The organism is Streptomyces sp. NPDC056486 (assembly GCF_042795295.1).
GTDB lineage: Bacteria > Actinomycetota > Actinomycetes > Streptomycetales > Streptomycetaceae > Streptomyces.
In genome coordinates, this window is the sequence record NZ_JBHTSF010000102.1 from 22999 (window position 1) to 32044 (window position 9046).

Sequence of the window (9046 nt, forward strand, 5' to 3'; positions counted from 1 at the left end):
ACGTGCCGCTCCTGAACGCCGTGCCTACTTACCAGGCCACGGCACCTCGGGCGCCTTGTAGTAGCCGATGCCCAACGCGTCCCAGCGCGGCCCCTGTTCGGCGAGGCGCGCCTTGTACGTGTTCCAGTCGTGCGTCGACGCGGGCGACCAGCCGAGCTCGGCGATGCCGGGCAGACGCGGGAACGCCATGTACTCGATGTGCGCCGAGGTCGAGAGCGTCTCCGACCACAGCTCCGCCTCGACACCCTTGATCGAGTCCGCGGGCGCGCCCTTCAGATACGTCCCCGGGTCCCAGTCGTAGCTGCGCTGCACCGAGACGTAGCCCGCCCAGGACAGGCCGAGCGGGGTGTCCTTGTCGTACTTCATGTCGAGGTAGGAGCGGTCGGCGGGCGAGAGGACCAGCTTGGTGCCGTTCTTCGCCGCGTTCGCTACCTGCTCGCGCTCGGCGGCACCGGTGGCGTCGTAGCCCCAGTACTGCGCGATGGCGCCCTTGGCGGGCGTGGCGCCGGTCAGCTGGTGCCAGCCGATCACGGTCTTGCCGTACTTGGCGACCACGGGCTGCACCTTGTTCATGAAGGTCACATAGTCCTCATGGCTGGTGGAGTGCGCCTCGTCACCGCCGATGTGGATGTACTTGCCGGGCGTCAGGGCGGCGATCTCGCGGATGACGTCGTCCACGAAGTCGTACGTCACGCCCTTCTTCACGCACAGCGAGCTGAAGCCGACCTCGGTGCCGGTGTAGAGCGGGGGCGCGACACCGTCACAGTTCAGCTTCGCGTACGAGGCGAGTGCGGCGTTCGTGTGGCCCGGCATGTCGATCTCGGGGATCACTTCGAGCTGCCGGGATGCCGCGTACCGGACGATGTCCTTGTACTGGGCCTTCGTGTAGTAGCCGCCCTTGCCGCCGCCGACCTGTGTGGAGCCGCCGTACGTCGTGAGCCTGGGCCAGGAGTCGATGGCGATGCGCCAGCCCTGGTCGTCGCTCAGGTGCAGGTGCAGCTTGTTGACCTTGTAGAGCGACATCTGGTCGATGTAGCGCTTGACCTTGTCGACCGAGAAGAAGTGCCGCGACACGTCGAGCATCGCGCCGCGGTGCTCATAGCGGGGCGAGTCCGTGATGGTGCCGCCCGCGACCAGCCAGGGGCCCTTCTGCTTGGTCCTCTTCTCGGCGGCTGCGGGGAGCTGCTGCCGCAGCGTCTGGACACCGTAGAAGAGACCGGCGGGCCCCCGGGCCGTGATGGTGAGGGACCCGCGCTTGGACTCCAGGCGGTAGCCCTCGCTTCCCAGGGACTTGTCCTTGGAGTTCAGCCGCAGCCGGATGCCGTCGCGGCCCGCGTCGTCGGTGACCTTCAAGGAGTACCCGGTCGAGGGACGCAGGACGCCCGCCAGATAGCCGCCGATCCTGTGCGCGTCACGCGAGTCGTCGACCCGGATGCGGGTCTTGGAGTTGATCTCGTACGGCGATCCGCCCGGCTCTGCGGACGCCGGGGCCGGAATCACCTGGCCGAGCGGGGTCGGGGTGGTGGCCGTGGCTGCCTCCTTCACGCCGCTGCCGCCGCCCGGCACAGCGGCCACGGACGAGAATCCGGCCGCGGCGACGAGCAGCAGCGAGCCGAACAGGCGGGTCGATCTGTGGTGCTGTCTCACGAGCGGGTCCCTTCGACGGGCCATCACTGTGGTGCATCTCAATCGAACGCTCACCATGGGACCCTCGCACCCCGTGGTGGGTCAAGGGTGTAGACCACTTCGGCGGCCCGCCGATGGAAGAATCGTCCCATGGCGGAAATCATCCAGCGCGACGGTACCTGGACCTTCGACGGAGAGACGCTGCGCCTTGTGCCGGGGCGCGACAAGAACGTGTCTCTGCTGCGCAAGTCCCTTGGAGAACTGGCCGTGCCACTGGGTGCGTTGGCGGGCATCGCCTTCGAGCAGGGCAAGAAGTCGGGGCGCCTGAGGCTGCGCCTTCGGGACGGCGCGGATCCGTTGCTGCAGGCCGCGGGGGGCAAGCTCGGGGACGCGGCGGATCCGTATCAGCTGACGGTGGACACGGACCGCTACGGGGTCGCGGAGTACGTCGTCGACGAGGTCCGCAACGCGCTCCTTATCGAACAAGTGCCCGCCGCGTCCTGCGAGAGCTATCTGCTTCCGGGGCCTTCGGTGCCGCTCTCGGTGTCGGCGGGGGACGGCACGGTGAGCTTCGACGGGGAGCACATCCGTCTGGAGTGGAACTGGAAGACGGAGGAGGCGAAGTCGGCGTCCGGTACGCGCTCGCTGGCGCTCGCCGACGTCGCCGCGGTGGAGTGGCAGCCCGCGGTGGGCCTGGAGAACGGCTACCTCCGCTTCACCGTGCGCCACGCACCCACCAAGGCTCCTCCGAAGTACGACCCGAACTCCGTCGAGCTGTGGGGCTTCAAGAAGGATCCGCTGATGGCACTGATCGCGGCGGCCGTGCAGGCGCGGTTGCCTCATCCGGCGGCGGCCTTCGCGGAGGCCCCGGACGCGCCGCCTGCCCTGGTGGCGCAGCCCGCGCCCGCGCAGCCCGCCGCCCCGGCGGAGGACGATCACGACGCGTTGCTGCGGCGCCTGCGGGAGCTGGGAGAGCTTCATCAGTCCGGGATACTCACGGCCGAGGAGTTCGCCGCGGCCAAGCAGGCAGTACTGAAACGGCTCTAGCCCGCCGCATCCGGGCTGATTTCCGACCCGACCCTGCCCGATTACGGGCAGGATTGTTGCACCCGGAGGGCTATTCCCTCAGGATCAACGAATGCACGACGACCTGGTGGACCATCTGACCCGCAGCACCCCGCTCCAGCGGGGCGAAGCCCTGCGGGTCATCCAGGACGTGCTCGCCTACTTCGACGAGACGACCGAGGACTTCGTCCGTCGCCGCCACCGCGAACTGCAGGGTCAGGGCCTGCTGAACGCGGCGATCTTCGAACAGATCTCGGCGGACCTCAAGTACCGCGCGGTCTCGCCGCCTGATCTCACGCTCAGACAGCTGCGCCGCATGATCTACGGCTAGGCCCGGAAGAAGCCAGAACGACCACCCTCTTACGGCTAGGACACCCTTTATGTGCGGAATCGTCGGTTATATCGGCAAGCGTGACGTGGCCCCCCTCCTCCTCGAAGGCCTCCAGCGCCTGGAGTACCGCGGCTACGACTCCGCGGGCGTCGTCATCACCAGCCCCAAGGCCTCAGGCCTGAAGATGGTCAAGGCGAAGGGCCGCGTCCGCGACCTGGAGGCCAAGGTGCCCGCCCGCTTCAAGGGCACCACCGGCATCGCCCACACCCGCTGGGCCACCCACGGCGCCCCGTCCGACGAGAACGCCCACCCGCACATGTCGGGTGACGACAAGGTCGCCGTCGTCCACAACGGCATCATCGACAACGCCTCCGAGCTGCGCGCCAAGCTCACCGCCGACGGCATCGAGTTCCTCTCCGAGACGGACACCGAGGTCCTCGTCCACCTCATCGCCCGCTCGCAGGCGGACAAGCTGGAGGAGAAGGTCCGCGAGGCCCTGCGCCACGTCGAGGGCACGTACGGCATCGCCGTCCTGCACGCCGACTTCAACGACCGCATCGTCGTCGCCCGCAACGGCTCCCCCGTCGTCCTCGGCATCGGCGAGAAGGAGATGTTCGTCGCCTCGGACGTCGCCGCGCTCGTCTCGCACACCCGCCAGGTCGTCACCCTCGACGACGGCGAGATGGCCACCATCAAGGCCGACGACTACCGCACGTACACCACCGAGGGCTCCCGTACGACCGCGTCGCCGACCACCGTGGAGTGGGAGGCGGAGTCGTACGACATGGGCGGCCACGACACGTACATGCACAAGGAGATCTTCGAGCAGCCCGAGGCCGTGGACCGCGTCCTGCGCGGGCGCATCGACGACCGCTTCTCCACCGTGCACCTCGGCGGCCTGAACCTCGACGCGCACGACGCCCGCAAGGTGCGCCGCGTCAAGATCCTCGGCTGCGGCACCTCGTACCACGCGGGCATGATCGGCGCTCAGATGATCGAGGAGCTGGCCCGCATCCCCGCGGACGCCGAGCCCGCGTCCGAGTTCCGCTACCGCAACCCGGTCGTGGATCCCGACACCCTCTACATCGCCGTCTCCCAGTCCGGCGAGACGTACGACGTGCTGGCCGCCGTCCAGGAGCTGAAGCGCAAGGGCGCCCGCGTCCTGGGCGTGGTGAACGTCGTCGGCTCCGCGATCGCCCGTGAGGCCGACGCGGGCGTGTACGTCCACGCGGGCCCCGAGGTCTGCGTCGTCTCGACCAAGTGCTTCACCAACACCACGGTCGCCTTCGGCCTGCTCGCCCTGCACCTGGGCCGCATCCGTGACCTGTCGGTCTCCGACGGCAAGCGGATCATCGAGGGCCTGCGCAAGCTGCCCGGTCAGATCTCGGAGATCCTCAAGCAGGAGGACGAGATCAAGAAGATCGCCAAGCAGTACGCGGACGCCCGCTCGATGCTCTTCATCGGGCGTGTACGCGGCTACCCTGTCGCCCGCGAGGCCTCCCTGAAGCTCAAGGAGGTCTCGTACATCCACGCCGAGGCCTACCCGGCGTCCGAGCTCAAGCACGGCCCGCTCGCGCTCATCGAGCCCGCGCTCCCGACGGTCGCGATCGTCCCGAACGACGACCTCCTGGAGAAGAACCGCGCCGCCCTCGAAGAGATCAAGGCCCGCAGCGGCAAGATCCTCGCGGTCGCGCACCAGGAGCAGGAGAAGGCCGACCAGACCATCCTCGTCCCGAAGAACGAGAACGAGCTGGACCCGATCCTGATGGGCATCCCGCTCCAACTCCTCGCCTACCACACGGCGTTGGCCCTGGGCCGCGACATCGACAAGCCCAGGAACCTCGCCAAGTCGGTCACGGTGGAGTAGTCCCCGCGCCGCAGAACATGAACGACCCCTCGCGCGTGCCACCAGGCGTGCGAGGGGTCGTTCTTCAGGGGGCGGGGGCGCCCATTCCCCCGACCCACGCCTGCCTCAGCCGGTGGCCGTCACTCCCCGGTCAGCAGGGCGTGCAGTTGTCGTGCCACCAGTACGTACCCTTCACAAGGGCGCAACCCACTCCTACGCGCGAGTAGATTTATCTACACCTGGAAAGCCGCCGGGAAGCCGCACGGCAAGGAAGTTGACGCCGCACCACCCATATCCCACCTGGGACGGAGCGGCGTTACGGAATGACGACGACGGGGCGTTGCGCGCGGCGCGCGAGCCGGCCCGCGACCGAGCCGAAGATGCGCCCCACGATCCCGTGCGTCGAGCCGACGACGATCGCGTCCGCGGAGTACTCACGGCCGACCTCTTCGAGTTCGTGGCAGATGTCGCCGCCCCGCTCGACGAGGATCCACGGCACCTCGGACAGATAATCCGCGCAGGCAAGTTCGAGGCCGAGCACTTCGGTGCGGTGATCCGGCACGTCGACGAAGACCGGCGGCTCACAGCCCGCCCACACCGTGGTGGGGAGCCGATTGGCGACGTGCACGATGATCAGACCGGATCCGGAGCGATGGGCCATGCCGATCGCGTACGAGAGCGCGCGTTCGCTGGATGTCGAGCCGTCGAAACCGACGACGACCCCGTGCCGGAAGGCCGGATCACAGGAATGACGTAGTTCTTCAGCCGCCTGGGGGGTCGCCGTGGGATCGGCGACCTGCCGCTTGCGGTCCGCTGGTTCGGAGAATTCGTGACCGGCCATGGGTGTCTCGGCGAAGGAGTCCTCTGTGGGAGGGTCGATTTTGTTCGGGTCGTACAGCGCGGTATCGGGCAGAACGGACAGGATCGAGCAGGGTCGAACAGGGTCGAGGAGGAGCGGCGACGAAAACCGGAGCTGTGTCCGGGAATCATCTTCCCAACCCCATACCCCCAAGGGTACGGCGACACTCCTCTCCTGCCCAGGGCTTGTTTCCGGCCCTGCGGGAGCCTCACGGCGTTCACCGGAGCATGCATGAGCGTCGCCCGTATGGCAATGGTTGCTGCCTCGTACAGGCGGTTTGGGCACCCACCCGTGTGGGCCGCCATCGGCCACAAGGTTCACGCCAGTGACCGGCCGGGCGACCACGCGTTGAACTCCGGTACGCCACCGCCACAGGGAGACCTCCGTGCCTGGACCGCCGCCCGTGTCCTCACAGGTCACTACGGACTCACACGTCACACTCACGAGCCACCGCCGCCCGCCGCACGGGGCGCACGAACGCCCGCACGGCGGCGTCCCGGCCCCGCGCGCCGAGGAAACACCCCCCGCCCCCGCGCAGGACTCCGTGAGTGATGTCGTGCGCTGGGCCGCCTTCAGCTGCGTCCTGGTTCCCGTCGTCCTCGTGGGGTACGGGACATCACTGGCCGGGGCCGCGGGGTCGGCCCTCGGGCTCGTGGCCGTGACGGGGGTCTGCCGGCTGCTTCTGCGGCAGTCCGAGCGGGGGGCGGCGCGGCTGATCGAGGAGCAGCGCCAGGACCGTCGCGGGCGGCACGGACGGACGGGCGCGGGGGCGCACAAGGGCGGTCGGCATGCTGGTGGGTCAGCGCCGGGGGACTGACCGATTCGCGCGTACTCACCCGTTGCTTTTCAGCCAACTTCCTATGGCCATGCATTCCTTGGCCGAAGGGGTACCCAACCCCGGTCCCACCAGGGCTGAAAGGCGTGCGGAGGCCGCCTGAACCCTACGGGGACCGGCCACGGAGGTGAGGCGCACTTCCCAGCAACGCCTGTGAGTGCAACGCTTCGTGATCGACTGCTTCACGCCAAGTTGCCATGTCGACATAGTGCCGGGTCCTTAACTGGTCACCCCGGCAGCACAGGACACAGTAGATTCGATCATGACTGTATTACGGCGGGGGACTGGTGGAGGACCGAGGGGAAACGTGCAGGAGCGACAGGTCCGACAGGAACGCCAAGAGCGCCGGGAACGCAGAGACCGTAGAAAACGGAGCAGTAACAGAAAAGGCCAAGAACAGGGAGCCGCGACGACCGAGGGGGGCTTAGCACCATGAGCCACGACTCCACTGCCGTGCAAGAAGCCGCGTCGCGGAAGCTGTCCGGACGCCGCCGCAGGGAGATTGTCGCGGTGCTGCTGTTCAGCGGTGGCCCCATCTTCGAGAGTTCCATACCGCTCTCCGTGTTCGGGATCGACCGGCAGGACGCCGGGGTTCCCCGGTACAGGCTGCTGGTCTGCGCCGGTGAGGACGGCCCGCTGCGTACGACCGGGGGGCTCGAACTCACCGCGCCACATGGCCTGGAGGCGATAGGACGCGCGGGCACCGTCGTGGTGCCGGCCTGGCGGTCGATTACATCGCCGCCACCGCCGGAGGCACTCGACGCGTTGCGCCGCGCGCACGAAGAGGGCGCCCGCATAGTGGGGCTCTGCACCGGAGCTTTCGTGCTCGCCGCGGCCGGTCTGCTCGACGGCCGTCCGGCGACCACGCACTGGATGTACGCACCGACGCTGGCCAAGCGGTATCCGTCCGTCCATGTGGACCCGCGTGAGCTCTTCGTCGACGACGGAGACGTGCTCACGAGCGCGGGGACCGCGGCCGGAATTGATCTGTGCCTGCACATCGTGCGGACGGACCACGGCAACGAAGCGGCGGGCGCGCTCGCCCGCAGGCTCGTCGTGCCTCCGCGCAGGGCCGGCGGCCAGGAGCGCTATCTCGACAGGTCTTTACCTGAGGAGATCGGCGCCGACCCGCTCGCCGAGGTCGTCGCCTGGGCCCTGGAGCATCTCCACGAGCAGTTCGACGTGGAGACCCTGGCCGCGCGCGCTTACATGAGCAGGCGCACCTTCGACCGCAGGTTCCGTTCACTTACCGGGAGCGCTCCCCTGCAGTGGCTGATCACTCAGCGCGTACTGCAGGCACAGCGGCTGCTCGAGACCTCCGACTACTCCGTCGACGAGGTCGCGGGCCGCTGTGGATTCCGCTCGCCGGTTGCCCTGCGCGGCCACTTCCGCCGCCAGCTGGGCTCGTCGCCCGCCGCCTACCGGGCCGCTTACCGCGCCCGCAGGCCGCAAGGGGGTGAGCGGGCCTTGCTGGAATCCCCGGCGCCCGTTCCCACCACGGCGACGGTGAACGCGGACAGCGGTCCTGTCCCGTCGCAGACCCGGCGTACGGCGGCCGCGAGTGCGCTTGCTCCGTCGACCTCGCTGTCGGCGGATCCGGGAAAGCCTTACTCGGATATGTACGCGCCAGGGCGTCCGCCACTGCCCGGCCAGAGGAGCGCGCCGTAGGGTAAGACGCATGAACGATCGCATGGTGTGGATCGACTGCGAGATGACCGGGCTCTCGTTGACGAATGACGCACTTATCGAGGTGGCCGCACTGGTCACCGACTCGGAACTGAACGTGCTCGGTGAAGGTGTGGACATCGTGATCCGCCCGCCGGACGCGGCGCTGGAGACCATGCCCGAGGTGGTGCGCAAAATGCACACCACCTCGGGACTCCTCGACGAGCTGGCATCGGGCACGACGCTGGCCGACGCCGAGGAGCAGGTCCTGGCGTATGTACGTGAGCACGTCAAGGAGCCCCGCAAGGCTCCGCTCTGCGGGAACTCGGTCGGTACCGACCGGGGCTTCCTGCTGCGCGACATGCAGACACTGGAGGAGTTCCTCCACTACCGCATCGTCGACGTCTCCTCGATCAAGGAGCTCGCCCGGCGGTGGTACCCCCGGGCGTACTTCAACAGCCCGGACAAGAACGGCAACCACCGGGCCCTCGCGGACATCCGCGAATCCATCGCCGAGCTCCGCTACTACCGCGAGGCGGTCTTCGTGCCGCAGCCGGGCCCGGACTCCGACACCGCGAAAACCATCGCGGCCAAGTACGTGCTGCCCGCGGAGTAGCGTCCGCGGAAGCCTTGTGACATCGCCCCCGTACGGGGTCCGGAAAACGCGTGCGCGAGCACCCCTTCGGACCCTGTACACTTTTTCTCGGCCGGTCAGAAGAACGAAAAACGACCGGACATGGTGGGTGTAGCTCAGTTGGTAGAGCACCTGGTTGTGGTCCAGGTGGCCGCGGGTTAATTTTCTTTGAGTGTAGATGTAGT

The 9046-nt window shown here is 68.1% G+C and carries 8 protein-coding genes; 6 read left to right on the plus strand and 2 right to left on the minus strand.

The genetic code is table 11. The features are described 5' to 3' along the window. Positions 1-24: 24 nt before the first annotated feature. Positions 25-1647 (minus strand): beta-N-acetylhexosaminidase, encoded by a 1623-nt coding sequence (locus ACFQ7F_RS31280; protein WP_383277552.1) that lies wholly within the window; start codon positions 1645-1647, stop codon positions 25-27. Positions 1648-1776: 129 nt separating this feature from the next. Between ACFQ7F_RS31280 and ACFQ7F_RS31285 the strand changes: the two genes are divergently transcribed. From ACFQ7F_RS31285 to glmS, 3 genes are all read left to right on the plus strand, one after another. Continuing rightward, positions 1777-2673 (plus strand): DUF4429 domain-containing protein, encoded by an 897-nt coding sequence (locus ACFQ7F_RS31285; protein ID WP_383277555.1) that lies wholly within the window; start codon positions 1777-1779, stop codon positions 2671-2673. A 91-nt stretch (positions 2674-2764) separates the two neighbouring features. Continuing rightward, on the plus strand, positions 2765-3022 hold the full coding sequence (locus ACFQ7F_RS31290; protein WP_383277558.1) for a hypothetical protein: 258 nt from the start codon (positions 2765-2767) through the stop codon (positions 3020-3022). Between the two features lie 49 nt (positions 3023-3071). Continuing rightward, a complete protein-coding gene (gene glmS, locus ACFQ7F_RS31295) occupies positions 3072-4889 on the plus strand; it encodes a glutamine--fructose-6-phosphate transaminase (isomerizing) (RefSeq protein WP_383277561.1) in 1818 nt (605 codons plus the stop codon). Between the two features lie 295 nt (positions 4890-5184). On the opposite strand, the gene ACFQ7F_RS31300 is transcribed toward glmS, so the two are convergent. Continuing rightward, positions 5185-5709: a universal stress protein gene (locus tag ACFQ7F_RS31300; protein ID WP_383277564.1), complete on the minus strand. Its 525-nt coding sequence runs from the start codon at positions 5707-5709 to the stop codon at positions 5185-5187. Positions 5710-6271: 562 nt separating this feature from the next. Between ACFQ7F_RS31300 and ACFQ7F_RS31305 the strand changes: the two genes are divergently transcribed. The 3 genes from ACFQ7F_RS31305 to orn all read left to right on the plus strand — a co-directional run bounded on the left by ACFQ7F_RS31305 (position 6272) and on the right by orn (position 8843). Further along, positions 6272-6544 (plus strand): hypothetical protein, encoded by a 273-nt coding sequence (locus tag ACFQ7F_RS31305; protein WP_383277572.1) that lies wholly within the window; start codon positions 6272-6274, stop codon positions 6542-6544. A 450-nt stretch (positions 6545-6994) separates the two neighbouring features. Then, positions 6995-8230: a helix-turn-helix domain-containing protein gene (locus ACFQ7F_RS31310; RefSeq protein WP_383277567.1), complete on the plus strand. Its 1236-nt coding sequence runs from the start codon at positions 6995-6997 to the stop codon at positions 8228-8230. 10 nt (positions 8231-8240) lie between these two features. Continuing rightward, positions 8241-8843 carry an oligoribonuclease gene (gene orn / locus ACFQ7F_RS31315; RefSeq protein WP_383277570.1) on the plus strand — a complete coding sequence of 201 codons (603 nt, stop codon included), beginning with the start codon at positions 8241-8243 and terminating at the stop codon, positions 8841-8843. Positions 8844-9046: the final 203 nt, after the last annotated feature.

What these genes read in the sequence shown, in the direction of transcription:
- ACFQ7F_RS31285 (WP_383277555.1), top strand. Translation starts at nt 1,777, where the DNA reads ATGGCGGAAATCATCCAGCGCGACGGTACCTGGACCTTCGACGGAGAG.
- ACFQ7F_RS31290 (WP_383277558.1), top strand. Translation starts at nt 2,765, where the DNA reads ATGCACGACGACCTGGTGGACCATCTGACCCGCAGCACCCCGCTCCAG.
- glmS (WP_383277561.1), top strand. Translation starts at nt 3,072, where the DNA reads ATGTGCGGAATCGTCGGTTATATCGGCAAGCGTGACGTGGCCCCCCTC.
- ACFQ7F_RS31300 (WP_383277564.1), bottom strand. Translation starts at nt 5,709, where the DNA reads ATGGCCGGTCACGAATTCTCCGAACCAGCGGACCGCAAGCGGCAGGTC.
- ACFQ7F_RS31310 (WP_383277567.1), top strand. Translation starts at nt 6,995, where the DNA reads ATGAGCCACGACTCCACTGCCGTGCAAGAAGCCGCGTCGCGGAAGCTG.
- orn (WP_383277570.1), top strand. Translation starts at nt 8,241, where the DNA reads ATGAACGATCGCATGGTGTGGATCGACTGCGAGATGACCGGGCTCTCG.